Source organism: Spongiactinospora sp. 9N601, assembly GCF_044326295.1.
Classification (GTDB): Bacteria; Actinomycetota; Actinomycetes; order Streptosporangiales; family Streptosporangiaceae; genus Spongiactinospora; species Spongiactinospora gelatinilytica.
This window is the reverse complement of sequence record NZ_JBIRBB010000003.1, coordinates 314,513-339,951: the sequence shown is the minus strand read 5'-3', so window position 1 is coordinate 339,951 and position 25,439 is coordinate 314,513. Positions and strand designations below refer to the sequence as shown.

21 protein-coding genes are annotated in these 25,439 nt (G+C 72.9%); 15 read left to right on the top strand and 6 right to left on the bottom strand.

Annotated features, from left to right (window positions below):
- The first annotated feature begins 38 nt into the window (after positions 1 to 38).
- Positions 39 to 1,034, top strand: coding sequence for a ferrochelatase (locus ACH34R_RS08510; RefSeq protein WP_397560732.1), 996 nt, complete (start codon positions 39 to 41; stop codon positions 1,032 to 1,034).
- A gap of 7 nt (positions 1,035 to 1,041) precedes the next feature.
- Here ACH34R_RS08510 and ACH34R_RS08505 read toward each other — a convergent pair whose 3' ends face one another.
- The gene (locus tag ACH34R_RS08505; RefSeq protein WP_397560731.1) at positions 1,042 to 2,295 is read right to left on the bottom strand and encodes a lytic murein transglycosylase; all 1,254 of its coding nucleotides are present in this window, start codon (positions 2,293 to 2,295) and stop codon (positions 1,042 to 1,044) included.
- A 227-nt stretch (positions 2,296 to 2,522) separates the two neighbouring features.
- Here ACH34R_RS08505 and ACH34R_RS08500 point away from each other — a divergent pair, with 227 nt between their 5' ends.
- Positions 2,523 to 3,716, top strand: a complete 1,194-nt coding sequence (locus ACH34R_RS08500) for an MFS transporter (RefSeq protein ID WP_397560730.1) — start codon at positions 2,523 to 2,525, stop codon at positions 3,714 to 3,716.
- A gap of 638 nt (positions 3,717 to 4,354) precedes the next feature.
- The gene (sepH, locus tag ACH34R_RS08495; protein WP_397560729.1) at positions 4,355 to 6,244 is read left to right on the top strand and encodes a septation protein SepH; all 1,890 of its coding nucleotides are present in this window, start codon (positions 4,355 to 4,357) and stop codon (positions 6,242 to 6,244) included.
- A 201-nt stretch (positions 6,245 to 6,445) separates the two neighbouring features.
- Here the strand turns inward: sepH and ACH34R_RS08490 are convergent, their stop codons facing one another.
- Together ACH34R_RS08490 and ACH34R_RS08485 are read right to left on the bottom strand one after the other, a co-directional pair.
- A complete protein-coding gene (locus tag ACH34R_RS08490; protein WP_397560728.1) occupies positions 6,446 to 7,966 on the bottom strand; it encodes a PH domain-containing protein in 1,521 nt (506 codons plus the stop codon).
- 530 nt (positions 7,967 to 8,496) lie between these two features.
- Entirely contained in the window at positions 8,497 to 9,012 is a 516-nt protein-coding gene (locus ACH34R_RS08485) for a PH domain-containing protein (RefSeq protein ID WP_233508348.1), read from the bottom strand.
- A gap of 193 nt (positions 9,013 to 9,205) precedes the next feature.
- On the opposite strand from ACH34R_RS08485, the gene ACH34R_RS08480 reads away from it, so the two are divergent.
- Both ACH34R_RS08480 and ACH34R_RS08475 read left to right on the top strand, forming a co-directional pair.
- The gene (locus ACH34R_RS08480) at positions 9,206 to 10,192 is read left to right on the top strand and encodes an ATP-binding cassette domain-containing protein (protein WP_397560727.1); all 987 of its coding nucleotides are present in this window, start codon (positions 9,206 to 9,208) and stop codon (positions 10,190 to 10,192) included.
- 55 nt (positions 10,193 to 10,247) lie between these two features.
- Positions 10,248 to 11,045, top strand: coding sequence for an ABC transporter permease (locus ACH34R_RS08475; RefSeq protein ID WP_397561024.1), 798 nt, complete (start codon positions 10,248 to 10,250; stop codon positions 11,043 to 11,045).
- A gap of 24 nt (positions 11,046 to 11,069) precedes the next feature.
- Here the strand turns inward: ACH34R_RS08475 and ACH34R_RS08470 are convergent, their stop codons facing one another.
- A complete protein-coding gene (locus ACH34R_RS08470; protein WP_397560726.1) occupies positions 11,070 to 14,336 on the bottom strand; it encodes an AfsR/SARP family transcriptional regulator in 3,267 nt (1,088 codons plus the stop codon).
- A 102-nt stretch (positions 14,337 to 14,438) separates the two neighbouring features.
- On the opposite strand from ACH34R_RS08470, the gene ACH34R_RS08465 reads away from it, so the two are divergent.
- From ACH34R_RS08465 to pqqE, 9 genes are all read left to right on the top strand, one after another.
- Positions 14,439 to 15,008: a YbhB/YbcL family Raf kinase inhibitor-like protein gene (locus ACH34R_RS08465; protein ID WP_397560725.1), complete on the top strand. Its 570-nt coding sequence runs from the start codon at positions 14,439 to 14,441 to the stop codon at positions 15,006 to 15,008.
- A gap of 183 nt (positions 15,009 to 15,191) precedes the next feature.
- Entirely contained in the window at positions 15,192 to 17,345 is a 2,154-nt protein-coding gene (locus ACH34R_RS08460; protein ID WP_397560724.1) for a hypothetical protein, read from the top strand.
- A gap of 82 nt (positions 17,346 to 17,427) precedes the next feature.
- Positions 17,428 to 19,782, top strand: coding sequence for a SulP family inorganic anion transporter (locus tag ACH34R_RS08455; RefSeq protein ID WP_397560723.1), 2,355 nt, complete (start codon positions 17,428 to 17,430; stop codon positions 19,780 to 19,782).
- 5 nt (positions 19,783 to 19,787) lie between these two features.
- Positions 19,788 to 20,798 carry an NAD-dependent epimerase/dehydratase family protein gene (locus ACH34R_RS08450; protein ID WP_397560722.1) on the top strand — a complete coding sequence of 337 codons (1,011 nt, stop codon included), beginning with the start codon at positions 19,788 to 19,790 and terminating at the stop codon, positions 20,796 to 20,798.
- Positions 20,799 to 20,905: 107 nt separating this feature from the next.
- Positions 20,906 to 21,064, top strand: coding sequence for a pyrroloquinoline quinone precursor peptide PqqA (gene pqqA, locus ACH34R_RS08445; RefSeq protein WP_111170180.1), 159 nt, complete (start codon positions 20,906 to 20,908; stop codon positions 21,062 to 21,064).
- A gap of 44 nt (positions 21,065 to 21,108) precedes the next feature.
- A complete protein-coding gene (gene pqqB / locus ACH34R_RS08440; RefSeq protein ID WP_397560721.1) occupies positions 21,109 to 21,996 on the top strand; it encodes a pyrroloquinoline quinone biosynthesis protein PqqB in 888 nt (295 codons plus the stop codon).
- Entirely contained in the window at positions 21,993 to 22,685 is a 693-nt protein-coding gene (gene pqqC / locus ACH34R_RS08435) for a pyrroloquinoline-quinone synthase PqqC (protein ID WP_199537236.1), read from the top strand. Before pqqB ends, pqqC begins: the two co-directional genes overlap by 4 nt.
- Entirely contained in the window at positions 22,682 to 22,963 is a 282-nt protein-coding gene (gene pqqD, locus ACH34R_RS08430; protein ID WP_397560720.1) for a pyrroloquinoline quinone biosynthesis peptide chaperone PqqD, read from the top strand. The genes pqqC and pqqD overlap by 4 nt, the downstream gene beginning before the upstream one ends.
- The gene (gene pqqE / locus ACH34R_RS08425) at positions 22,960 to 24,081 is read left to right on the top strand and encodes a pyrroloquinoline quinone biosynthesis protein PqqE (protein WP_397560719.1); all 1,122 of its coding nucleotides are present in this window, start codon (positions 22,960 to 22,962) and stop codon (positions 24,079 to 24,081) included. Before pqqD ends, pqqE begins: the two co-directional genes overlap by 4 nt.
- Here pqqE and ACH34R_RS08420 read toward each other — a convergent pair.
- Entirely contained in the window at positions 24,055 to 24,195 is a 141-nt protein-coding gene (locus tag ACH34R_RS08420) for a hypothetical protein (RefSeq protein WP_397560718.1), read from the bottom strand. The two genes, pqqE and ACH34R_RS08420, sit on opposite strands and share 27 nt — an antisense overlap.
- 69 nt (positions 24,196 to 24,264) lie before the next feature.
- Here ACH34R_RS08420 and ACH34R_RS08415 point away from each other — a divergent pair, with 69 nt between their 5' ends.
- Positions 24,265 to 24,699, top strand: a complete 435-nt coding sequence (locus ACH34R_RS08415; RefSeq protein WP_397560717.1) for an SAM-dependent methyltransferase — start codon at positions 24,265 to 24,267, stop codon at positions 24,697 to 24,699.
- A gap of 431 nt (positions 24,700 to 25,130) precedes the next feature.
- Here the strand turns inward: ACH34R_RS08415 and ACH34R_RS08410 are convergent, their stop codons facing one another.
- A complete protein-coding gene (locus ACH34R_RS08410; protein WP_397560716.1) occupies positions 25,131 to 25,358 on the bottom strand; it encodes a winged helix-turn-helix domain-containing protein in 228 nt (75 codons plus the stop codon).
- Between the last annotated feature and the right edge of the window lie 81 nt (positions 25,359 to 25,439).

The following is a 25,439-nucleotide window of genomic DNA, read 5'->3' as shown; positions in this document are numbered from 1 at the left end:
CGCGCGGGACCGGCGAGTGAATCGGGTTGGATAGGGGCATGGGGAATTACGATGCGCTGGTGGTCGTGTCGTTCGGCGGGCCGGAAAAGCCGGATGACGTGATGCCGTTCCTGGAGAACGTCGTCAGAGGGCGAGGTGTGCCCAGGGAGCGACTGCTGGAGGTGGAGGCGCACTACCAGCGGTTCGGCGGGGTGAGCCCGATCAACGACCAGTGCCGGGCACTGGTGGCGGCGCTCAAGCCGACGCTCGGCGTACCGGTCTATTGGGGCAACCGCAACTGGCACCCCTTCCTCACCGACACGGTGCGGGAGATGGCCGCCGACGGGGTGCGCAAGGCCGCGGCTTTCGTCACGGCGGCCAACGCGGGCTTTTCGAGCTGCCGCCAGTACCTGGACGACATCGCCGGGGCGGTGGGTCAGGTGGCGGGCGCGCCGGAGATCGTGAAGCTGCGGCACTACTTCGACCATCCCGGGTTCGTCGCGGCGATGGCCGACCACACCGAGCGGGCGCTCGCCGAGCTGCCCGCCGAGCACCGGGCGACGGCGAGGCTGGTGTTCACCGCGCACAGCGTCCCGGTGACGATGGCGCGCAGCGCGGGGCCTTCCGGCGGCGAGTACGAGGCCCAGTTGCGGAGCACGGCGCGGCTGGTGGCCGAGGCCGTGGGCCGCTCAGGACAGGACTGGGACCTGGTGTGGCAGAGCCGCAGCGGGCCGCCGCAGGTGCCGTGGCTGGAGCCCGACGTCTGCGACCACCTGACGGACCTTCACAAGGACGGCGTGGCGGCCGTCGTGCTGGTGCCGATCGGCTTCGTCTCCGACCACATGGAAGTGATCTACGACCTCGACGTGGAGGCGGCTGACCGGGCGCGGGAGCTGGGCATGCGCCTCACCCGGGCGGCCACGGCGGGCACGCATCCGCGGTTCGTGAGCATGGTGGGCGAGCTGATGGCCGAGCCGGAGCCGTTGACGTGCGCGGCCACCTGCTGCCCGAGGCCGCAGCGGCGGCAGCCGGCGGAGCGGGTCGCCGCCGGTTGACGCGGGGTCAGCCGTACTGCCGGGCGTAGCCCTCGGCGATGCCGAGCACCTTGCGCACATAGCTCCACGAATGGTTGTAGAACCAGACGGCCTTCTCCAGCTTCTTGCCGCCCTGGTTCGCACCGTTCGCGCAGAGGTAGTTGGCGGCCGAGGGCACCGCGTCGTAGGGGCTCCAGATGTCGGCCTTGCCGTCACCGTCGCCGTCCACGCCGTACGCCTTCCAGGTGGCCGGCATGAACTGCATCGGCCCCAGCGCCCCCGCCGAGGACGGGCCGTTGTTGCGTCCGTGGGAGCTTTCCACCTGGCCGATGGCGGCGAGCACGGTCCAGGAAAGGCCCGGGCAGACCTTCGCGGAGACCTGGTACAGCTCCAGGTAGCTGCCCGGCCTTCCCACCACCACCCGCTGCGGGGCCTTGGGGTGTGCCGCGCCGTCCTCCACCTTGCCGTCCTTGCCCGCTTTCGCGGCCTTCGTGACCTGGTTCGCGGCCTCGCCCACCGTGACCACCTGGGCCCCCTGGCCGAGCTCCGCGCGCACCCCCGAGCCCAGCGCCGCCGCGTGCTCGTCCTCCCCGTGGACCAGCACCGCCACGCCGGGCAGCAGGCCGAGCCCGCGTCCCACCTCCACGCTGACCAGGCCGTCCACGCCCGGCAGCCCGAACGCGGCCGAGGCCCCCAGACGCAGCCGCGGCCCGTTGTCCACCTGGTAATCGGCGCCCAGGAGCATGCCGAGCCGCCGGACCGCCTGCGCGTCGGCCACGATCTCGCCCTTGGCGATCGCGTCCCAGACGCCCGGCTCACCGGCGACCGCCTTGGGCGTCCAGGCGCGGAACTCGGCGGGGTTCACCGCCAGCAGGCTGATCGCCGTGCCGGAGACGCGGACGGTCCCGGCGTCCACCGCGGCGATCTTCTGGACGTGCTTCAGCGCGGAGATCTTGTGCAGTGTGGCGCGCGGCACCGACGCCTGCGCCACGGCGAAGACCTGCGGCGGCGTGGGCGTGATCCCCGGGCCGCCGGTCATCCGCGGCGCGGGGGCGGAGGCGGTCGGCGCGGTCGCGGCGTGCGGTGCGGTGGTGGGCACCATGCGGTCCAGGGCGGTGAGGGCCTTGCCGCCACCCGCCACGGCGCGATCTGCGCGTACCGAACCCACCGGCCGCTCAGGGCGGAACAGCAGGTAGCCCGCCACGACGGCGGTGACCACGATCGTCGCGGTCAACCCGGCCAGGACGACGGGCAGGTAGGAGGACCGGGGGGCGGGGAACATCGGGTTCACGCTATCCCACCGTCCACGCGGTCGCCGTCAAATGCGAAAATCCACTTGATTCAAGTCTCAATAGTGCGTCATCGTCCAGAGGGGCATAAGTCTCCCCCTCGCCGCCGGGTCCGGTCCCGCGGCCACCGACGGCCCGGCACGGTTTCCGGTGCCGAGCACGCGGTCGGGTGAAGCAGCGCCGAATTCCACGCCGAGCGCGTGCGGAGGGAGTCGAAGTGGTGGGGGCGTACCGTGGCCTGTTCGACATGCCCGGGGTCAAGGGCTTCGTCATCAGCGGATTCTTCGGGCGAATGCCCATGTCGATGCTCGGCATCGGAATCATCCTGCTCATATCCGGGCTGACCGATTCGTACACCACGGCCGGGGCGGTGTCGGCCACGGTGTCGATCGCGTTCGCCATCGCCGCCCCGCTCTCGGGCCGCCTCGCCGACCGGTTCGGTCAGGGCAGGGTGCTGATCCCGCTGGTGCTCGTGCACGGCACCGCCCTGGTCGGGCTGATGCTGTGCGCCGGTCTCGGCGCGCCGCAGTGGACCCTGTACGCCACCGGGGTGGTCGTGGGCGCGGCGGCCGTCTCGCTCGGCTCCATGGTCAGGGCCCGCTGGACGCACCTGCTGGGCCGCTCGCCCAAGCTGCACACCGCCTTCTCCTTCGAGTCCGTGGCCGACGAGGTCATCTTCGTCGCCGGCCCGGCCGTGGTCTCCGCCCTGGCCACCGGGGTCAACCTGTACGCCGGGCTGATCGTGGCGCTGGTCTCCACGGTGATCGGGACGCTCTTCTTCGCCCTCCAGCGCGGCACCGAGCCGCCGTCCGGCCGGGCCGCGGGGCGCTCGGGCAGCCCCATCACGATCCCCGGCGTGGTCCTGCTGTGCTGCGTCCTGCTCGCCATGGGCGCGGTGTTCGGCTCGGTGGACCTCATCACCGTGGCCTTCGCCGAGGAGCACCACGCGAAGGCGCTGTCGGGGGCGCTGCTGGCCTCGTTCGCGGGCGGCAGCATGGTCTCCGGGCTCTGGTACGGCGCGCGCTCCTGGAAGCTCTCGCTGCGCGGCCGGTTCGTCCGGGCGCTGATCTTCTTCGCCGTCGCCCTGACGCCGATCGTGCTGATCGGCAACCTGCCGCTGCTCGGCGCGGCGCTGTTCGTGGCCGGGATGGCCATCTCGCCGACGATCATCACCGGGTACAGCATGATCGAGCGCCTGGTGCCGCCGCACCTGCTCACCGAGGGCATGGCGTGGCTGTCCACGTCGGTCGGGTTCGGCGTCGCGCTCGGGGCGTGGGCGGGCGGCCGGATGACCGACATGTTCGGCGCGTCCAACGCCTACGGGTTCTCGCTGGGGGCCGCGCTGCTGGCCGTCGTCATCGGCATCGGGGGCTCGGGGCTGCTGCGCGCGTCGGAGGCGCCGAGCACCGCCTGACCCCGGCGGGGTCCGTACCTGGGCGAGCCGCGCACACACCCCCCGCTTCGGCGATTTCGCCGCGCCGCGCGGCCGTCTGCACCCGGGCCGCCGCTTCTCCGGTGACTACCTCGGCGTGGCACTCGGGTGACCCGCGCATTGATTCGGTAAAGAGCTTCCCCCGGGAAGTGCGCGTCCGCGTGTCCCGTCGCCACCGCCACTCGCGGGCGGGGCACATTCAGGACCGCCTTCCCGCCGCTCAGTCCCTGATCCGATGGAGATCCCGCAGATGGTACTCCTGCGCCGAGCCGTCCAGGACCCGGCCGGCCGTTCCGCCGCCGCCGTCCGGCCGCCCGCCGTTCCCCCACAGGCCCGTTTCACGCCCCCTTGCGCGAGCCCTCTCCCGGCTTCTTCCGTCAAGTCCGCCGCACGTCGCCGCGCCATCGGGAAGAATCCATCAGGGACATCCGGCCTCCCCTCGGCCACGGGTGGGATGTAAGCCGATGGAAACGGCGAATGTGACGGGCGTCACATCGGATCGAGCCCCCTCCAGCAAGGCGATGTTCGGACATGCCGGGTACGGTGCTGGAAGGCAACCGGCACACGCGAGAGACTCAAGGGTCCGGGGGAAGATTGAGCTCGACGACGAAGGGACTCGCATGCAGGAGCTCCGGCTCGTCGCGGTGAGCGAGGACGGCACATACCTCGTGCTGGCGACGGCCGGCCGAGGTACGCGGTTCACGCTTCCCGTAGACGACCGGCTCCGCGCGGCGGTCCGCGGAAACTTCTCCCGTCTCGGCCAGTACGAGATCGAAGTGGAGAGTCCCTTGCGCCCTAAGGAGATCCAGGCCCGAATCCGCGCGGGAGAGACCGCCGAGGAGATCGCCGCCACCGCGGGGATTCCCGTCGAGCGGGTCCGCTGGTTCGAAGGTCCCGTCCTGCAGGAGCGCGAGTACATGGCCCAGCAGGCGCAGCGCGTGGCGGTGCGGCTGCCCGGCGAGTCCTCTCCCGGCCCCACCCTCGGCGAGCTGGTCGCCGAGCGGCTGACCCGGCGCGGCGTGCCCGCCGACGAGATCGACTGGGACTCCGCCAAGCGCGACGACGGCCTGTGGCGGGTCAAGCTCGGCTTCGTCTGGAACGGTCACACCCGGCACGCCGAGTGGCTGTTCGACCCGCGCCGCCGGCACATCTCCCCGCACGACGACGAGGCGCTGCGGCTGTCGTCGGCCGACTACGTCGAGCCCGGCGGCGAGGCCGCCGACCCGGTGCCCGACTCCACGGTGACGCCGTTCGTGCCCCGGGTGGCCAAGCTCCAGCCGGTGCCGCCGCTCGCGCCCGAGCCGTCGCCGCCGAAGAGCTTCCCGTCCGTGGTGCGCCACGAACCGCCCCCGCCGCCGGACCCGGCGCCGCGCCCGGACCCCCCGGCGCTGCCGCGCACCGCCCCGCCCGCGCTGCCGCGCGCGGAACCGGGGTTCGCGCCGCCACGGGCCGAGCCGGGCTTCCTCACGCCGCGGCCCGAGCCGCACCGCCAGGCGACCGGCCGCGTCCACGAGGAGGAGAGGGACCTGCCGCCCGCTCCTCCCAGGCCCGTGCCCACCCCTGCGCCGCCCGTTCCGGTGCCCGCCCCGCCCGCGGCGTCCGCACCGCTGTCCGCCTTGCCTGAGGCCGTCCATCGGCCCCGGACCGAGGAGCCGCCCGCCAGGGCCGTCCCCGCCGAGCCCGCCCGGCCGGAGCACTCCGAGCCGGCCGAGCTTCCGGCGACGCCGCCGATTCCGACCGGCCCGACGGTGGGCGACGTGCCCGTGGCCGAGCAGGAAGCGACGACGGGTTCGGCTCAGGCCGAGCCTTCGCCGGCCGCCGAAACGGCCGCCCCGGCGATGCCCGAGCAGGAGACCACGACGACCCCAGCCAAGGCCGAGCCCGCCCCCACCCCGGCGATCGACAGGCCGGAGACCACGACGAGGCCGGCCAAGGCCGAGCCACCGGCGGCCACGGAGCCGGTCGTGGCAGAGCAGGAGACCACGACGAGCCCGGCCAAGGCCGAGCCACCGGCGACCGCCGAGCAGGACACGACGAGCCCGGCGCAGGCCGAGCCCGACCCGGCCGAGGTGGAGACGGCGGCGGGCGCAGCGCAGGCCGCTGCTGTGACGGACAAGGCGGCCGACGCGGCTGCGGACGAGCCGGTGTCCGCCGGTGAGAGTGGCGAGGCGCCCGAGGCCGGCAAGGCGACGGCGAGCGGCGAGTCCGCGCCCGCCGTACGGGAGACCGCCGCCGAAGCGCCGCCGGAGCCCAAGCCGCAGCCGGAGAAGGCGGCGAAGGCCGCCGAGCCGAAGCCGGAACCTCGACCGGAACCAGAACCCGCGCCGCAACCGGAGCCGGAGCCCAAGCCGGTGGAGAAGGCCGCCGAGACGGCGCCGCCGCCTCCCCCGCCCACGCCGGCGACGCCCAAGCCCGCTCCCGCACGCCCCGCCAGGAAGGGGTCACGGGGACGGCGTGCGTCCGTCCCGTCCTGGGACGAGATCATGTTCGGCGCCCGCAAGCAGGACTGACCGGCGGCCCGGCCAGCCCCGGCACTCACCCCGCGGGCCGGCTAAGCCGTCCCCTGGGACGATGGAACTCCCCCGGCCGCACCTGGCCGGCACAACGACCCTGCCCAAAGGCCGCCGCCCGAAGATCCACTTTACCCCACCGGCCGCCCCCGCCCACCTGAACCTCCACGCCATTGCTCGGCCGGTCGACGTGCTCGGTGATCAGCCAGGGGGCTCGGGCCGGGCCGTGAAGGGGGCCAGCCAGTCGGGGGTGACCTCGGCCGCGAAGGCGGGGCCGTCCGCTTCGGCGACGTCGAGGGCCGCGTACCCGCCCGAGCCCGCCCCCACGCCGGCGATCACGGTGAGCACGCCCGCCCGCCGCTGGAACCACGTCTGGCGCAGTGTCCAGCCGACCACCGCCCGCCGTTCGACCACCGCCTGACGGCGGCGCAGGGACCCGGAGCGCACGGACAGGCGCGTGCCGTCGTAGGCGTGCCCGAGCGAGCGGTACCGGTCGAGCCCCAGCGGTACGCCCAGTACGGCCGACAGCAACGCGAGGCCCGCCGGTGCCCACCACTCCCAGTCCCCCGTAGTGAGGGCCGTCACGGCCCCCACAGCCGTCAGGAACAGCCACGGAGCGACCGCGCGGAACATCCTGCGGCGCAGAGCGGCGGCCGGATGCGGGCGCAGCGGCGCGGCGAACCCGCCGACCGCCTCGGCCGTGACGGCCAGCGCGGCCTGACGCGGTACGACCGGAAGGAGCTGTCCCCGCGTCTGCGAGTCGCCCAGCCCGGTCACGATCGCCCATACCCGCACCACGCGGGCGAAGCGCTCGGCCGGCGCGTCGACGATCTCATAGCCTCTGACCCTGCGTCGTTCGAGTGAGACGCTGCGCCGGTTGATCAGGCCGCGCTCGGCGACCAGGTAGCCGTCCCGGGAGCGCAGGGTGAAGTCCCAGTTGAAGACCGCGTACATCACCGCGCCCACGAACGGCATGGCCAGCACGAGCAGGACCGCCGCCACCACCAGGAGCCAGGGATGGGTCCACAGCCACTTTCCGAGGTCCCAGGCGGCGCGCCGGCCGAAGCCGAACTCCTCGCCCCACTGGAACGCCAGGCCCACCGCGCCGGCGGCCAGCGCGAACGGGGTGAGCAGGTACGCGCCGGACAGCGGGCCGTACAGGAGCCACTTTCGCGGCACGGCGGTGTGCACCTGGCCCGCTGCGGAAGGTGCGGAGGGCTTGGAGGGCACGGCCTCGCCGGGTACGGCTCGGACCTCCGGTCGCTCGCCCGCGGTGGCCTCCGGCACCGCCTCGGGGGCCTGGCCTCTGGCCGCTTTGGCGCGGCGCAGGAGTACGCCTTTGAGGCGTTCGGCCTCGGCGGCCGTCACGCCGTTGAGCTCCCCCTCCTGCTTCTCGCCGCCGCCTCTGGCCCCGGTGTCGATCCGCAGGACCGAAAGGCCGAGCAGCCGGTGCAGCGGCGGGGTGCTGATGTCCACGCCACGGACCCGCTCCAGCGGGATCGTCCGCACCGATCGGCTGACCAGCGAGCGGGTCAGCTCCAGGCGGTCGCCGACGATCTGGTACGTGAACGTCGCCCACCGCACCACCGAGTAGACGACGGTGCCCACCACGCCGAAGGCGGCCCACCCGAACGACGCCGGGGAGAACCCGCCCACGAACAGCACGCCGACGAGCGGCACGAACAACGACGGCAGCATCCGCACCGGATCGATCAGCAGCACCCTCGGACTGAGCCGAGCCGGCGCCCCCACCACCGCCCCGCCGTTCCCAGACCACCCCGGCCCACGCGGCCCCGAAGACGGTGCCCCCTGACCCCCCTCACCCGGCGAAGCCTCCCGACCTCCGGACGACGAGGCAGCCCCCTCCCCCGAAACCGGAAGCCCTCGCCCCTCACCCCACGGAACGGACCCGCCCCCGGACGATGCGGCAGGCGCCTCCCCGGACACCGGGACTCCCTGCCCTTCACGCGACGGCACCGGCCCACCTTGGGGCAACCGGTCAGGCCCCTCTCCGGACACCGGGCGTTCCCGTCCCTCTGGCGAGGGGGTCAGGCCCTCGGGCGAGCGGTCAGGCTTCTCCCCGGACGCCGGGACTCCGGCTCCCTCACGCGAGGGGACCGGCCCGCCCTCTGGGGAGCCGGCAGGCCCCTCCGCCGGGGCCGGGGCTCTCTGGTCCTGATGTGGTGGAGGGGAATCCTCTTTCCGGGCCGGGTCAGCGTGTCCCTCTCGGGGGTCGCCGGGTGGGGATGAGGTCATGTGGCGTCGTCTCTGAGTTCTTCCGCGCGGCGGGCGAGGTCTTCCGCGAGGCGGGCGGCCACCGGGTATTCGAGGCCCTTGATGCTGGAGGAACCGGCGTAGGAGGCGGTGCGGATCTCCACGGTGGCCAGGCCGAGCAGGCGCTCGAACCACCCCTGGGCCTTGTCCACCGTCTGGATGCGGCTCACCGGTACGAAGACCCACTGCCTGCTGATCCACCCGGAACGGGCGTACACGACATCGTCGGTGAGCTCCCACCGATGTACCGCATAGCGCCACAGCGGCTCGATGACCACGAACGGCGACATCACCACGACGACCGCCACCGGCAGCAGCCAGGAGTCGGCGGCCAGCCAGCCCGGCACCCACCACCACTCCGCGCCGTCGATCCACAGCGCGGCGAGCAGCGAGCCGGCGAGCAGCAGGGCGAAGCCGAACAGGGCCTCCAGCACCCACAGCGTGACGGCCTTGCGGGAGACCCGGTTGGCGGGGTCGCGAAGCGGAACGCTCACCAGGGCCCCTCACCGCACGCGGGCGGCGCCCCGCGGGGCGGCGTTCTTGGCATGGTCACCCTGTCAGCCTAAGCGCTCAGCAGGCTGTCAGCGGGATCTCAGCGGCTCGTGCCGCGACCGCGCGAACGCCTCAGAGAAATGTCAGTGGCCCCTGGCAGGGTGTGACAGCGAACGATTGAAGAGGAGATCTCGGATGGGACACGCGATAGAGGCCGAAGGGCTGGTCAAGCACTACGGCGAGACCAAGGCCCTCGATGGCGTCGATCTCGTGGTGCCGCAGGGCCGCTTGCTTGGGGTGCTCGGGCCCAACGGCGCGGGCAAGACGACCGCGGTGCGGGTGCTCGCCACCCTGCTGCGGCCTGACGCGGGCACGGCGAGGGTCAACGGTTTCGACGTGCGGCGAGACGCCCACCAGGTGCGTTCGATGATCGGCCTGACCGGGCAGTACGCCGCGGTCGACGAGATGCTCACCGGTGTGGAGAACCTGCTGATGATCGGGCGGCTGCTCGGGCTGTCCAGGGCCGATGCCAGGCGCAGGGCGGCCGAGCTGCTTGAGCGGTTCTCGCTTTCCGACGCGGGCGGCAGGGCGGCCAAGACCTTCTCCGGGGGCATGCGCCGGCGGCTCGACCTGGCGGCCAGCCTGGTGGGCAGGCCCCAGGTGCTGTTCCTCGACGAGCCCACCACGGGTCTCGACCCGCGCAGCCGAAACGAGCTGTGGGACGTGGTGCGCGGCCTGATGGCCGACGGGGTGACGGTGCTGCTGACCACGCAATACCTGGAGGAGGCCGACCAGCTCGCCGACGACATCGTGGTGTTCGACCACGGCAGGGTGATCGCCTCGGGCACCTCCGACGAGCTCAAGTCCCGCACCGGCGCGCAGGTGCTGGAGGTCCGCCCGGTCCAGGAGGCCCACCTCGACCTGGTCGTCCAGGTGGTGGCCGACGTGATCGACGACGAGCCCGAGATCTCGGGCGGCAAGGTCATGGCGGCGGTCCACGATCCCGCGGTGGTCCCCGCGATCGTGCGCCGGCTCGACGACCTGGGGGTCGTGGCGTCCGAGCTGTCGCTGCGGCGGTCGAGCCTGGACGAGGTGTTCCTCGCCCTCACCGGCCACCGGGCCGAGGCCGAGGACGAGGCCGGCGCCGGCGCCGGCGCCGGCAAGGAAGAGGCGCTGGTATGACCACCACCCCGCCGACCATTGACCAAGATCCCGAAGGGAGCCTCGCGTGACCACCATGAGCACCGCGATGCCGGCCACGGCCAAGCGGGTCGGCGCCGGCGCCACGGTGCGGCAGACCATGACGCTGGCCTGGCGCAGCCTCGTGCAGATCAAGCACAACCCGTGGGAGCTGCTCGACCTGAGCATCCAGCCGATCATGTTCCTGCTGCTGTTCACCTACGTGTTCGGCGGCGCGATCTCCGGCTCCACGGGTGACTACCTTCAGTTCGCGCTACCGGGCCTGCTCGTCCAGAACGCGCTGTTCTACACGCTGTCCACCGCGATCGGCCTCAACACCGACATCACCAAGGGCGTCTTCGACCGGCTGCGCAGCCTGCCCATCGCGCGCACCGCGCCGCTGGCCGGGCGGATCATCGCCGACACCTTCAAGCAGGTGTGGGCGTTCGCGCTGCTGGTCGGGTTCGGCATGATCCTCGGTTTCCGGGTGACCACGAGCGTGGCCGGGCTGATCGGCGCGCTCGCGCTGCTCGTGGTGGTCTCGCTGGCGATGGCCTGGCTGTCGGTGCTGATCGGCCTGAAGGCGGCCAACCCGGAGAAGGTCCAGATGATCGCCTTCTCCACGATGATGCCGCTGACCTTCACCAGCAGCGCGCTGGTCCCCTCGCAGACCTTCCCCGGCTGGCTGGAGGCGTGGTCCAACGTCAACCCGGTCACCCACCTGGCCGACGCGATCCGCGGCCTGCTGATCGGCGGCGAGGTGGCGCAGTCGGCCATGATCTCGCTGCTGTGGGCGCTCGGGTTCGTGGTGGTCTTCGCGCCGCTGGCGATCCGGGTCTTCCGCAACCACGCCTGACCACCGGCGCTGCGCCCGGCGGGCTCAGCGCCGGGCGGGCCCAGGGCCGCCACCGGGGGCGCGGGCCAGGGCCAGCACATCGCCGAGCGGCATCGAACGGCCGCGCTCGAAGCATCGGAAGTGGGTTTCCGGGCCGAGCGCGGCCTTCGTGTTCTCGGTGATCCGCACGTGGTCGAAGTCCACCACCTCGTCGAACCCGCGGATGGTCGCCGCCGCGCCCAGCAGCGTGGCGGCTCGCGCGGGGTCGCCCTCCGCCAGGGCCAGCCCGGCGCAGCCGATGACCGCGCCGCCGAGCACCGGCCCGTCCCGGCCGTCCAGCGCGATCTCCAGTGACCGCAGATGCAGCCGCCGGGAGCGGGCGAGATCGCCCTCCGCCTCGGCGAGCAGCGCGAGCGAGCTGGTCAGCAGCGCCCGCAACTGCGGCGGGGCCTTGTCGCCGAGCGCGCTCATCCCGGCGGCGTAGTGCCGCCGGGCCGCCTCCAGGTCACCGTCCTCGCGGGCGAAGTCGCCGCGCACGCTGTGCACCCCGGCCTCACCGGTGCGGTCGCCCGCCCGGCGGACGATCGCCCACATCTGGTCGAGCACGCGTTCGGCCTCGGCCCGGTCGCCCGCCATGTTGTGCCCGATCGCCAGCCGGGAGCGCAGGTAGGCGGTGTCCTCGCGGGCGCCGAGTTCGTCCACCACGGCGATGGCGTCGCGCATGTCGCGGATCGAGCGCTCCGAGTCGCCGCGCATGATGCCCAGTTCGGAAAGGACGGCCATCGCGTTGCCGATCCCCCAGCGGTCGCCGATCTCGCGGAAGCGCCACAGCGACTCCTCGACCTCGGCCTGGCCCTCGGCGACCCGGCCGCCGTTGATCAGCAGCATGCCGCGGAACAGCCCGCCGATCGCGACCACCCAGGGGTCGGGGTGGTCGATCAGCCGCCTGGCGAGGCCCAGGGCCTCGGTGCCGTCCCTGTTCAGGAACAGCGCGAGGATCATCTCGGCCACCGCGAGCATCGGCGGAAGTGGGCCGGCCAGCCGCTCGCGGGAGATCTCGATCGCGGTCCGCAGCGAGGCGTTCGCCTCGTCCCACAGCACCCCCGCGTCGGCGGCGTTGATGCCGAAGGACATGTGCGCGAGCGCGAGGACCTGCGGATCGATCGTGTCCTCGCCGCCCGCGGCGAGGCTCAGGGCGGCGTGGGCCCGGTACGCGCCCTCGGCCCGGTGCCCGATCAGCCACCAGTACCACCCCGCCGTGCCCACCAGCCGCAGGGCCACCTCGCGCTCCCCCGCCTCGGTGGCCCAGCGCAGCGCCATGGCCAGATTGTCCCCTTCGGCGGTCAGCTCCCCGATCCGCTTGAGCTGCTCGCGCCCGCGCAGCCCGGGCTCGGCAGCGGCGGCGAACTCGGTGTAGAAGCGGGCGTGGGCCAGCCGTACCCGGTGCTCCTCGCCGGACTCGGCCAGCCGCTCGGTGGCGTAGGCGCGCACGGTCGAAAGCATCCGGTAGCGGTCGGCCTCGGCGATCACCAGCGACTTGTCGACCAGCCTGGCCAGCAGGTCGAGCACGTCGGCGGGGTCGAGGCCGCCGCCCGCGCAGACGCGCTCGGCGCCGTCGAGGGTCGCGCCGCCGGCGAAGACGGCCAGCCGGGCGGCCAGCGTGCGTTCCGGCTCCTCCAGCAGATCCCAGCTCCAGGAGACCACGGCGCGCAGCGTCTGGTGGCGCGGCAGCGCGGTACGGCTGCCGCCGGTGAGCAGCCGGAACCGGTCGGAGAGCCGGTCGGCGATCTGCCCGGCCGACAGCGACCGCAGCCGGGCCGCGGCGAGTTCGATGGCCAGCGGCATGCCGTCCAGGTCGCGGCAGATCCGCAGCACGGCGCCGGCCTCGGCGGCGAGGTCGAACCCCGGGCGTACGGCCGCGGCGCGGTCGGCGAACAGCGTGACCGCCGGGTAGCGCGGCACCTGCTCGGCCGTGGCGTCGCGGGGCGGCAACGCGAGCGGCCCGACCGGCCACAGTGCCTCGCCGGTGATGCCCAGCGGCTCGCGGCTGGTGGCGAGCACCCGCACCCGGGGACACTCGGCGACCAGCCGGTCCGCCAGCCGGGCGGCGGCGTCGATCAGATGCTCGCAGTTGTCCAGGACGATCAGGAGCTCGCGGTCGCCGACCGAGCGCACCAGCCGGGCCGTGGCGTCCTCTCTCGGACGGCCGGCGCGCGGCGCGGGCGCGAGCGGGTCGCGTACGCCGAGCGCGGTGAGCACCGCGTAAGGGACCTCGTCGGGGTCGGCGACGGGTGCCAGCTCGGCCAGCCAGGTGCCGCCGGGCATGCGGTCGGCGACGGCCCTGGCCGACTCGACCGCGAGCCGGGTCTTGCCCGCCCCGCCCGGCCCGATCAGGGTGACCAGCCGGTGCCCGGCCAGGAGTTCGCCGGTCTTGGCCAGGTCGTCCTCACGGCCGACGAAGCTGGTGAGCCCGGCCCGCAGGTTGCCGCCGGGCTCTCGCGCGGGCGGCGGCTCGGGGGCCACGGGGGGCGCGGAGATCTCGGCGGGGACCCGCCGCGGTTCCTGCCATTGCCTGCGGAGCATGGCGAGGTGCAGGTCGGACAGCGCGGGTGAAGGGTCGGCGCCGAGCTGGTCGGCGAACTCGGCGCGGGCCTCCTGGTAGGCGGCCAGCGCCTCTACGTGGCGGCCCAGGCCGTACAGGGCGCGCATCCGCTGAGCGCGCAGGCGCTCGCGCAACGGGTGGGCGGCGACCAGCGCCGGCAATTCGGCCAGTACCTCGGCGTGCCGCGCGAGCCGAAGGTCGGCCTCCAGCCGGTCTTCGGTCGCGGTCAGCCGGATCGACTCCAGCCGGGTGACCTCGGCCGCGACGACGTCGTTGCCGGCCAGGTCGGCGAACGCCGGGCCGCGCCACAGGGCGAGCGCCGCGCGCAGGGTGCGCGCCGCCGCCGCGGGGTCGCCCGCGGCGAGGATCTCGCCGCCCTGGGCGGCCAGGCCGGCGAAGCGGTGGGCGTCCACGCGTTCGGGATCGGCGGCCAGCCGGTAGCCGGAGCCGTCGGCGATCACGGTCCCGGCGCCGAGCGCCGAGCGCAGCCGGGAGACGAGGGCCTGCAAGGCGTTGGCCACCCCGGCGGGCGGCCGATCGCCCCATACTCCGGCGATCAGCGCGTCGAGACCGACGGCGCGGCCGGGATCGATGAGAAGAAGTGCGAGGAGGGCTCGCAGCCGCTGGCCGCCGACCTCAACGGGCTCCCCCGCACGGTGAACCTCCAGCTTACCGAGGACGGCGAAGCTCATCCGAGTGTCCAAGCTCACCCCCTCCATGTCACGATTGTGGCCGATCGGAATGCCTGCCGTGGCCACAGAACCTCGCGATCCGGTCAGCGCACGCGCCAGATCCGCGTAGCATCATCGGGCATGGGGCAGCCGAGGTCGTCAGCGATCGCGCGCCGGGCCACCCGTTCGGCGGTGGTCGCCGGGGCGCTCGCCGTCGTCACCGCAAGCTGTGGCATTTTGGGCAGCGGCGGCTCCGTCCTCGACACCATCAGCGTCTCCAGCTCCCGGATCAGTGAGGGCGCTCCGCTGCCCACCGAATACTCCTGCACCGGCAAGCGCGGCAACCCGCCGCTGCGCTGGTCGGGCGTGCCGACTCCGCGCACCGAGGCGGTCGCCGTGGTCGTCGACAACAACGCCGCCGGCTTCGACGGCGAGGTGCATTGGGTTTTGTTCAACATCGACCCTCGCACCACCGAGCTGGGTGACAACATCGCGCAAAGCATGCCCACCGGAACGGGCCAGTTACGTCTGGCGAACGGCAAGGTTGGCTACTCCCCCCCATGCCGCCCCGATGGCAACTATCGTTTCACCGTCTACGCGCTCGACCGCAAGGTCGAGATCGAGGAGGACACCCCTCTCTCCGATGCGCTGCAACGCATCGCGGAGCGGACCATCGCTCGGGGTCGCCTGACCGCGGTCCACATCGAGTGACCCGCCGAGCACCGGAGGTAGTAATGGTTACCAATTCTTCACTTAGGGTGTGACAACGCTCATAGTGGTCCGACACAATCAGATCCGTTCGCCGAGCGTTGGTGATCAAGTCAGGCAGGTCGCGTCAATGGCCGCGCGGTCTCACCGGCGCCGCTGGCAGGCCATGGCCTTGAGGGTGGTGCAATGTTCGCGGTCATAGCAAGCCTGGTCGCCGTCGTGCTCGTCGTGCTCGTCGTCGTGGCACTGGGCATGCGGTCAATGAGCCGCCGGGAGAGCGCGCTGCCTGCCGACCGTCGTAAGAAGATGGCCGAGCAGGCGGAGAGCCAGCCCGAGCTCTCTTCTGACGACTTCGCCACCAGAGAGCCCCGCGTCGACTACTTCACACCCGACTTCAGCCCGATCGACGAGCCGGAGGAGAAGCGCCAGCGTCCGCAGCGCCCCGGTTCCGGGCGCGGCCGGCGCGGTGTGAACGAATGGGGCGAAGCGGACGACTACGACGAGGACTACTGGAGCAAGGTCCGCGACGACGAAGGCGGATTCGGCGGGACGATCGCTGCCAGGCGTGGCGCCCCCCGCCCGGCGGGCGCACCCCAGGATCCTCCCCGCGAAGGCGCCGCGCCGCGCGTGCGCGATGACGCCGCGGGGGCGGACGAGCCGACCAGGCGTACGCCGGCCGTACCGGCCGCGCGCCCAGGGGGCCTCGCCGACCTGGTGGAGCCCGACCAGCAGCCGCGCACCCCTCCCGGCCAGGCGGCGGCCGACCAGAAGACCGTGATGTTCAACCAGCCACAGGAGCCGCGCGCCGCCGACCAGGCGGGCGGGCGCGGTCCCGCGCGGCCCGCGGCGGGCCCGCCGCGCCGCTCCGGAGGTACGCCTCGGCGTGGCGCGGGCACGCCCCAGCGGCGCAACTCGCCGCCCGCGCAGCGTTCCGACACCCGTGCCTCCTCGCGCCCGGACCCACTGGCCGGTCCGCCGCGTCCGGCCTCCCGTCCCGCCCGGCCGGACGCCCGCCCGGGCGCGGGCAAAGGGGAGCCGCCGGCCGGCGCCCGGCCCGGCAGGCCCGACCCGCTCGCCAGCCCGACCGCCTCGGCCCGGCCCGACCCACTGACCGGCGGCCCTTCCGGCCCACCCGACCCGGCCCGCGCCGGCCGCCCCGACCCACTGACCGGCACACCCGACCTCGTAGGCACCGGCCCCGGTCGCGGCGGACGGCCCGACCCGCTCACCGGGACACCCGACCTCGTAGGCACCGGCCCCGGTCGCGCCGGTCGGCCCGACCCGCTCACCGGGGCTCCTGATCCGGCGCGCAACGGCCCGCCCGATCTGGTGGGCACCGGCCCGGGACGCGGCGGACGCCCCGACCCGCTGGCCGGCACACCCGACCTGGTCGGCACCGGCCCCGGACGCGGCGGACGGCCCGACCCGCTGGCGGACCCGCTCGCCGCGCCGCGCGGGCAGCGTCCCGGCGGTGGCAGGCCGGACCCGCTCACCGGCCCGCTGCCCGCGGACGTGACCCAGCGAATGCCCCTTCCCAAACCGGACCCACTGAGCGACCCGCTGGCCGCCGACCCGCTGACCACCGGCAGGCGGGGCCGTCCGGCCGCGGCGTCCGGGCACCCGCGCGAGAGCGCGCCCGCGCCCCGTCCCGAAAGAAGCGACCAGCCGATGGTCGACCCGCTGTCCACAGGGGGCCACAGCCTGTCCCCCGGCCATCTGGCCGCGGGCCGCATCGCCGCCGGCGACCCCCTTTCGACCGGGCCGTTCTCCGGCCGGTCGGTGTCCGCCACGAGCGGGCAGTTCCCCGCGGCCGACGCGCCCCGGCAGGATGACCGGCACTCCTATTCCTGGAGCGGCACCGCCGACATCCTCGACGATCCCCCGTCCGGGCCCGCCTCCGCCGTACCGGCGGCCTCCAGCGGATCGTGGCCCGCGCCGCCCGTCCAGTCGTTCCCGGCCGTGACCCCTTCCGCCGGCCACCAGGTCGGCGACTCCTATTCCTCCAACTCCTACGAGGTCCGCGCGGGCTGGGCGATGATCGACGAGTCGGACACCGTGACCGGCCCTTCCCCGGCGATGTCCACGCCCACCGGCCCGAGCCGGGCCGTGCCCGCCGACGACGTGCTCTCCGGCGGCGGCCCGTACGCCGCGCCGATCCCCGACCGCCATCCCCCCGCCCAGCCGGGGCAGCCCTCGCCGCAGAGCGGCAACTGGCCCTCCTACAGCGAGCTGTACGGCCAGCCCGAGGCCGAGGCGGTCCCCGACGGCTCCGGCAGGACCGGCGGGCGCAGCGGAAACCACCGGGCCCCCGAACCCGACTATCCCGACTATTACCGCTAAGGCTTCGATCTCCCCCCGCGGCTTGCAAAAGGTTCCCGCAGGCCGGTGAAATTCGCGTGCCCCACGACATAGGGTTCGCACCATGACAGTGAACACTCAGCGTGAGGGATCGATAGCGAGCGGTCACCTCGGCTCCGTGCTCAGACACGACCTGCCCGCCTCCTTGGTGGTCTTCCTGGTGGCCGTGCCACTGTCTTTGGGAATCGCGGTCGCGTCCGGCGCCCCGTTGATCGCCGGGCTGGTGGCCGCTGTCGTCGGCGGCGTGGTGGGCGGGGCCTTCGGCGGCTCGGCCGTACAGGTCAGCGGGCCCGCGGCCGGCCTGGCCCTGGTCGTCTTCGACCTCGTCCAGACCTACGGCTGGCGGGCCACCTGCACGATCACCCTGCTCGCCGGCGCGCTGCAACTACTGCTCGGCGTCTTCCGGGTCGCCCGCGCCGCGCTGGCCGTGTCCCCCGCCGTGGTCCACGGCATGCTGGCCGGCGTGGGCGCGGTGATCGCGCTCTCCCAGCTCCACGTGGTGCTGGGCGGCAGCCCGCAGAGTTCGGCGATCGAGAACATCTCTGAGCTGCCCGCACAGTTGCTCACCCACCACCCCGGCGGGGTCTGGGTCGGTGTGATCACCGTGGCGGTGCTGGTGCTGTGGGCCAGGACGCCGCCCCCGCTGCGCGCGGTGCCCGCGCCGCTGGCCGCACTGCTGGTGGCGGCCCTGGTCGCCGCCGTGTTCCGGCTCGACGTCACCCGCGTCGACCTCGCCGGGAGCATCCAGGGGTGGCAGTCGCCGCTGTGGCCGCAGGGCGACTGGCACGCGCTGGCCGGGGCGGTGCTCCTGGTCGCGCTGCTGGCCGGGGTGGAGTCCCTGCTGTGCTCGGTGGGCGTGGACAAGCTGCACGACGGCCCGCGCGCCGACCTCGACCGGGAGCTGACCGGCCAGGGCATGGCCAACATGGTCAGCGGCGCGCTCGGCGGGCTGCCGGTGGCCGGGGTGATCGTGCGCAGCACCACCAACGTCCGGGCGGGCGGGCGCAGCCGCTGGTCGGCCGTGCTGCACGGGGTCTGGGTGCTGGTGTTCACCGCGTTCCTGGCCTGGGCGGTGCAGCTCATCCCGATGGAGGCGCTGGCCGCCCTGCTGGTCTTCACCGGGGTCAAGATGATCGATCTCGGCCACATTCCCAACCTGCGCGGGCACGGCGAGGTGCCGGTCTATGTGATGACGTTCGGCGGGGTGGCGCTGCTCGGGCTGGCCGAGGGGGTGCTCATCGGCCTGGGCCTCGCCGCGCTGCTCGCGCTGCGCCGGCTGACGTGGGTCACCGTCCAGCTCAATCCGCGGCCCGACGGGCGCTGGCACGTACTGATCGGCGGCTCGCTGACCTTCCTCGGCGTGCCGCGGATCACCGCCGCGCTGCGGCTGCTCCCGGCGGGGGCGGCGGTGGACCTCGACCTCAATATCGACTTCATGGACAACGCGGCGTTCGAGGCCATCCACGCCTGGCGGCTCGGCCACGAGCGGGGCGGCGGCACGGTCGACATCGACGAGATGCACGACGAGTGGTACGCGATGGCCGCGGGCGGCGATCGGATGTTCCCGGCGAAGACCCCGCCGCTGGTGCCCGAGCGCTGGTGGCTGCCGCGCGCCCACCGGCAGCGGCGGCGGGGCCTGGCCGGGCCGGACGCCGAGGCCGGGCCGCACCCCGCGCCGGAGTCAGGGCCCGTGCAGATCACGACCGGCGAGGAACCGGTACCGGAGCTGCTGGCCGGCGCGGGCGAGTTCCATCGGCGCACGGCGCACCTGGTGCGCCCCTTCCTGACCAGGATGGCCCGAAAGCAGGAGCCGGTCCACCTGTTCATTACGTGCAGCGACTCCAGGGTCGTGCCGAGCCTGATCACCGCGAGCGGCCCCGGCGACCTGTTCACCGTTCGCAACCTGGGCAATCTGGTGCCCCGGTACGGCGAGGCGGGCGCGGACGACTCGGTCGTGGCCGCGGTCGAGTACGCGACCCGGGTGCTCGGGGTCCGCACGATCACGGTCTGCGGCCACTCCGGGTGCGCGGCGATGACCACCCTGCTGGAGGGCGGCGGCGACCCGGCGGCCGAGCTGCCCGGCCTGCGGCGCTGGCTGCGGCACGCCGATCCCAGCATGGCGGCGTTCGAGGCGGCGGGCGAGGGCGACCGCTCCCCCGCGCTCGACCGGCTGTGCCGGTCCAACGCCTCCCAGCAACTGGCGAATTTGCGCACCTATCCCGTTGTGGAGGAGCTGGTGACGGAGGGCCGGCTGGAGCTCGTCGCGCTCTACTTCGACATCGCCGCCGCCCGGGTACACGTCCTCGGGCGCGAAGGGTCGGGTTTCGCCCATGCCGGCGAGGCTTCTTCTGCTCCTGGCATACACCTTGCGCTGGGCGTGAAATCACCTGCTCATCTCGGAGGTACGTCCGAAGAATAAGCCGTATGAGAACTTTGATCATTGGCGGCACCGTTTTCCTCGGCCGGGCCATCGTCGCGGAGGCACTGCGCCGCGGGCATCAGGTCACCACCTTCAACCGGGGCAAAAGCGGCACCGACGCGCCGGGGGCCGAGGCGGTCCACGGCGACCGCGAATCACCGGCCGACCTCGCCCGGCTCGCCGAAGGGCGCGAATGGGACGCGGTGATCGACGTCTGCGGATACGTGCCGCAGGTGGTCGGCGAATCGGTGCGGGCGCTGTCCGGCCGGGCCGCCACCTACGCGTTCATCTCCAGCATCTCGGCGTTCAAGGGCTTCCCTGCCGAGCCGGTGGACGAGACGTCGGCCCTGTTCGACTGCGCGCCCGACGCCGGTCCGGACGACGGCGACTACGGCACGCTCAAGGCCGGCTGCGAGCGGGCCGTGGAGCAGGGCTTCGACGGCAACCGGCTGATCGTCCAGCCCGGATTGATCCTGGGCCCGCACGAGAACGTCGGGCGGCTGCCCTGGTGGCTGACCCGCATGGAGCGGGGCGGGCGGGTGCTCGCGCCCGGCGACCCGGAGGTGTCCATGCAGCTCATCGACGCCCGCGACATCGCCGCCTTCACCCTGGACCAGGCCGAGGCGGGCACCGACGACCGGTTCCTGACCAGTGGGGTGCCGGACACCACCACCTACGGCGGCTGGCTGGCCGAGTGCATCCGGGTGACCGGGTCCGACGCGGAGCCGGTGTGGGTGGACGATGAGTTCCTGCTCGCGCGGGAGGTGCAGCCGTGGACCGAGTTTCCGCTGTGGGTGCCCGGCACACCGGATATGCGAAACGTGTGGCGGATGTCCTCGGCCAAGGCGGCGGCGGCCGGCCTGCGCTGCCGCCCCATCGCCGAGACGGTGGCCGACACCTGGGCCTGGCTCCGTGATGTCCCCGCCGACCGGCGCAACTTCGGCAACGTCCGGGTTTCGCACGGCATCGATCCGGACAAGGAGGCCGCGATACTCGCCGAGTGGGATAACCGCTGATACCTGACATACGGCGCAAGGTTATGTAACTTTCACTTTAAAGTCGGCTTTTACCGGCCGACCGGGGGACGTACTGTGGCAGCAGATGAAGCAGGGAGGCGAGAACCATGGAGACACCAAAGAAACCCGACGCTAAACGGCCGCCACGTGTCCACGCCAAGAGGCGTAAAGCCCGCGGCGAGGCCGCCGAGATGACCTGGCACAAGCCCGACTACCAGATCGTCGAGGCCTCCATGGAGATGACGGCCTACTTCCTGACCCGGTAATTCCGCCACGACGACGCCTCCGTACCACGCGAGAGGGGCCAGGCATGCGTTTGCAGGTCCTAGGCACGGCGGCGGGTGGCGGGGTGCCGCAGTGGAACTGCGCGTGCCCCGGTTGTCACGGGGCACGCGCTGATCCACGCCGGCGCCGCCGGCACGCGTCACTGGCACTGGAGGTGGCGCCCGGCAGGTCCTATGTCGTCAACGCCACCCCCGACCTCGGCGAGCAGATCGAGTCGTGCCCGTGGCTGCTCCCGGCGGCCGGTACACGCGAGACGCCGCTGTCCGGCGTGCTGCTCACCGACGCCGAACTCGACCACACGCTCGGCATCCCACGATTGCGCGAAGCGGACAAGCTGGAGATCTGGGCCACGCCCGCGGTGGGCGACGCGGTCGGGCGGCGGCTCGGGCTGGACGGCACGCTCGCGCCGTACGTCACTCTGGACCGGCGCGATCTCCAGGTCCGGCCCGTCGCGCTCGGCGGCACCGTCGAGGTGGCCGCCGTGCCCCTGTCGGCCAAACGCCCCCGCTATGCCACCCCCGACGGCACGGACGACCCGGCCGGCGCGTGGGTGGTGGCGCTGGTGATCTCGGATCGGGCGACGGGCCGGTCACTGCTGTACGCGCCCGCCATGGGCACCTGGCCGGCCGGGCTGGACGACGTGCTGCGCCGCTGTGACGTCGTGCTGATCGACGGCACGTTCTGGGACGACGACGAACCCCGGCGGTCCGGCGCCTCCTCCCGCACCGCCACCCAGATGGGGCACCTGCCCATCGTGGCCACGGCCCCGCGCCTGGCGGCCTTCCCCGGGAGGGTCCTCTACACCCATCTCAACAACACCAATCCGCTGGTCGATCCGGACGCTCCCGAGCACGCGGAGCTGGAGGTGTCCGGGGCTCGGGTGGCGGCCGAGGGGACGGTGATCGAGCTGTGAGCGCCACGGCGTGGACGAGAAGCGAGTTCGAGGCGCGGATGCGTGCCGTACCGGAGCGGCGATACCACCACCTGCACTCCTTCAACCTCCGGATGCACGCGGGAGAGCTGAGCAAGGACGAGTTGCGCGGCTGGATACTCAACCGGTTCCACTACCAGCGGCACATCCCGATCAAGGACGCGCTGACCCTCGCCAAACTGGACACGCCGGAACTGCGCAGGTCGTGGATCCGCCGGATACACGACCACGACGGCACGCGCCCCGGGGAGGGCGGCATCGAACGCTGGCTGCGCCTCGGCGAGGCCGCGGGTCTTCCCCGCGAGCAGTTGCTGTCCGGGCAGGACGTACTGCCCGCCGTACGGCTGGCCGTCGAGGGCTACGTGAACCTCTGCCGCCTCGGCACCCCCCTGGAGGCGGTCGCCGCCTCCCTGACCGAGCTGTTCGCCCCCGACCTGATGCGCAAGCGGATCGACGCCTTCGAGCGGCACTACCCGTGGATCGACCAGGACGGCCTCGCCTACTTCAGGATGCGCGTCCCGCAGGGCGCGCGAGACGGCGAGGAGGCGCTGGAACTGGTGTTGGCCTGGGCGTCCGGCCGGGCCGACCAGGAACGCGCGGTGGCGGCCCTCGCCTACAAGTGCGACGTGCTCTGGTCGCTGCTCGACGCGGTGGAACGGGCCTACCGGTGAGCGCCCCGCCGTCCCCGCCCGGCCCGGACTGGCGGCCCCGGCTCAGGCGCGCGATCGTGCTCCGCCACGACCCGGTGCGCGACCAGGACCTGCTGGTCATGCCCGAGCGGATCGTGGTGCTGAACGAAGAGGCCGCCGCCGTGGTACGGCTGTGCGACGGCGAGCGCACCGTCGGCGACATCGTCACCGAACTGACCGGCACCTGGCCCGCCGCGCCCGTCGCCGCCGACGTCTCCGGCTTCCTGGCGCGCATCCGCGACGAGGGATGGGTCGGGTGAGCGCCGTCGCGCCCCCGTGGGCGATGCTGGCCGAGCTGACCCACTCCTGCCCGCTGCACTGCTCCTACTGCTCCAACCCGGTCGAGCTGATCGCCCGCGACCGCGAGCTGAACACCGAGCAGTGGGTCCGCGTGATGGAGGACGCCGCGGCGATCGGCGTCGTACACGCCCACCTGTCAGGCGGGGAGCCGCTGCTGCGGCCCGACCTGACCGCGATCGTGGCGGCGGCGGCCCGCGCCGGGGTCTACACGCAGTTGGTCACCAGCGGCGCCGGGCTGACCCCCGCGCGGCTGGCCGAGCTGGCCGCGGCCGGGCTGCACAGTGTCCAGCTCTCCGTCCAGGACGCCACGGCCGCCGCGTCCGACCGCATCGCGGGCGGCCGGTGGTTCGCCGCCAAGGAGCGGGCCGCCGCGCTGGTCCGCGAGGCGGATCTCCCGCTCGGCCTCAACGTCGTGCTGCACCGGCACAACCTGGACACCGTGGGCGAGATCATCGAGCTGGGCGCGTCCTGGGGGGCCGAGCGGGTGGAGCTGGCCAACACCCAGTTCTACGGCTGGGCGCTGCGCAACCGCGACCGGCTGCTGCCCTCCCGCGACCAGCTCCGGCGCGCCGAGGAGACCGTGCGCGCCTGGCGGGAGCGGCTGGCCGGCCGGATGGAGCTGATCTGGGTCGTCCCCGACTACTTCGACGGCGTGGCCAAGCCGTGCATGGGGGGCTGGGGGGCGATCTCGCTGACCGTCGCGCCGGACGGGCGGGTACTGCCCTGCCCCGGCGCGTACGTGCTGCCCGGCCTGGCCTTCCCCGACGTGCGCGAACACTCGCTGCGCTGGATCTGGGAGGAGTCGGCGGCGTTCAACGCCTACCGGGGCACCGCGTGGATGAGCGGGCCGTGCGCCGGGTGCGCCCGCCGGGACACCGACTTCGGCGGGTGCCGGTGCCAGGCGTACGCGCTCACCGGCGACGCCGGGCGTACCGACCCCGCGTGCTCGTTGTCACCCGACCACCACCTGATCCAGGCCATCGCGACCGGGGACCGGCCGGGCGGCGGTGATGCCGGGCCGGTCGCGAACCGCAGGATGCCCCGCGCCCGATCAGGGCACGGGGGCGACGGCGGCTGAGGCGGGCAGCCGCTGGAGGGCGGCGGCGAGCGGGGCCAGCTCAGGGATGCCCTCCGCCTCCGTGAGGGCGGCGGCCAACGGACGGCCGGGGCGGGACGGCGGCCCAGAGGACAAGCCGGAAGAATCGCTCTAAGATCGATTCTTCACCGTCTGTTCAGTGCCTGCCGCGGCGAGGGGAGTCCGATGGCCGCAACCCCTCTTCCCAGGGTCGACAGCAGCTTCCCCAACAGCGCGCGCATCTACGACTACATGCTGGGCGGTAAGGACAACTTCGCCTCCGACCGGGCCGCGGCGCAACGCATGATCGAGGCGAACCCGGCCGCGCCCTTCACCGCGCGCGCCAACCGCGCGTTCATCAGGCGTGCGGTCAGGTACGCGGCGGTCGAGGCGGGCGTACGGCAGTTCCTGGACATCGGCGCGGGCCTGCCCACCAAGGAGAACGTCCACCAGGTCGCGTTACGGGCCGCGCCGGAGTCCCGGGTGGTCTACGTGGATTGCGACCGTTGCAAGCAGGGTTGTGTACACACGCCTTCATACTCTACGGCTGTCGTGACCTTGGAGTATGTCGAAACAGGGGGCAGACTGGGAGGCAGCCGACAACGGAGGGATCATGCGTGAGAGTGAGGAGTCCGTGACGGTCGCGGGCGAGATCAACTGGGGTACTTACCGCCTGACCTGTCCATCCTGTTCAGCCGTCGCCGGATGGCTGCTGGTCGTTGCTACTGATCCTTGGACTCACGGTGATGTGGCGTGGGCTGTCTGTCGGGAGGGGCACCGAGTTGGGCACCCGTTGGTGTATCCCGCGATGGTGCGCGCCCTTCTGGCCTGGCGGAACGGGACTGATGACAGCGCGATTGAGGCGGTTCTACGCAAGATCGAGTGGCGTCCTCACCTTGCCGACTGGCACGACTCCGCGTGGAGTGATCAGGTACCGGCCGTGACCTACCGGCCATGGGATGCAGAGGTGGCCACATGGGGGCATTGGCCCTGGCCTGAACTTGTAGCAGCGACTCGGACGCGATAGTTATCCGAGCCCCGCAACTGTCTCATCAGCCCTCCTCGGAGGGCTGATCTCGTTTATGGGGGCTCACGACGTATGAGCCCATTCCGGGCTCAGTGCGGACCAAACCGGCAGCACGTAGCGCTCTATGCACCTTCTGACCGGTCGCCGTGGCGATCCCGTATTGAGCCTGAAGCTGCAACACGCTTGGGATCTTGTCATCATGACGGAGCACGCCGCGCTCGATCTGGTTGCGTAGGTACTCGTAGACCTGCACCCATCGAGGGACGCCAGGCTTCCACTCCCAATCTTGATCACTCACCCGGCCTAGCTTGGCGTGCTATGACGCTCTAGGCGA

Bases quoted from the DNA above. Each gene is read 5' to 3' on its own strand.
- ACH34R_RS08510 (WP_397560732.1), top strand. From the start codon at position 39: ATGGGGAATTACGATGCGCTGGTGGTCGTGTCGTTCGGCGGGCCGGAA.
- ACH34R_RS08505 (WP_397560731.1), bottom strand. From the start codon at position 2,295: ATGTTCCCCGCCCCCCGGTCCTCCTACCTGCCCGTCGTCCTGGCCGGG.
- sepH (WP_397560729.1), top strand. From the start codon at position 4,355: ATGCAGGAGCTCCGGCTCGTCGCGGTGAGCGAGGACGGCACATACCTC.
- ACH34R_RS08480 (WP_397560727.1), top strand. From the start codon at position 9,206: ATGGGACACGCGATAGAGGCCGAAGGGCTGGTCAAGCACTACGGCGAG.
- ACH34R_RS08475 (WP_397561024.1), top strand. From the start codon at position 10,248: ATGAGCACCGCGATGCCGGCCACGGCCAAGCGGGTCGGCGCCGGCGCC.
- ACH34R_RS08465 (WP_397560725.1), top strand. From the start codon at position 14,439: ATGGGGCAGCCGAGGTCGTCAGCGATCGCGCGCCGGGCCACCCGTTCG.
- ACH34R_RS08460 (WP_397560724.1), top strand. From the start codon at position 15,192: ATGTTCGCGGTCATAGCAAGCCTGGTCGCCGTCGTGCTCGTCGTGCTC.
- ACH34R_RS08455 (WP_397560723.1), top strand. From the start codon at position 17,428: ATGACAGTGAACACTCAGCGTGAGGGATCGATAGCGAGCGGTCACCTC.
- ACH34R_RS08450 (WP_397560722.1), top strand. From the start codon at position 19,788: ATGAGAACTTTGATCATTGGCGGCACCGTTTTCCTCGGCCGGGCCATC.
- pqqA (WP_111170180.1), top strand. From the start codon at position 20,906: ATGGAGACACCAAAGAAACCCGACGCTAAACGGCCGCCACGTGTCCAC.
- pqqB (WP_397560721.1), top strand. From the start codon at position 21,109: ATGCGTTTGCAGGTCCTAGGCACGGCGGCGGGTGGCGGGGTGCCGCAG.
- ACH34R_RS08415 (WP_397560717.1), top strand. From the start codon at position 24,265: ATGGCCGCAACCCCTCTTCCCAGGGTCGACAGCAGCTTCCCCAACAGC.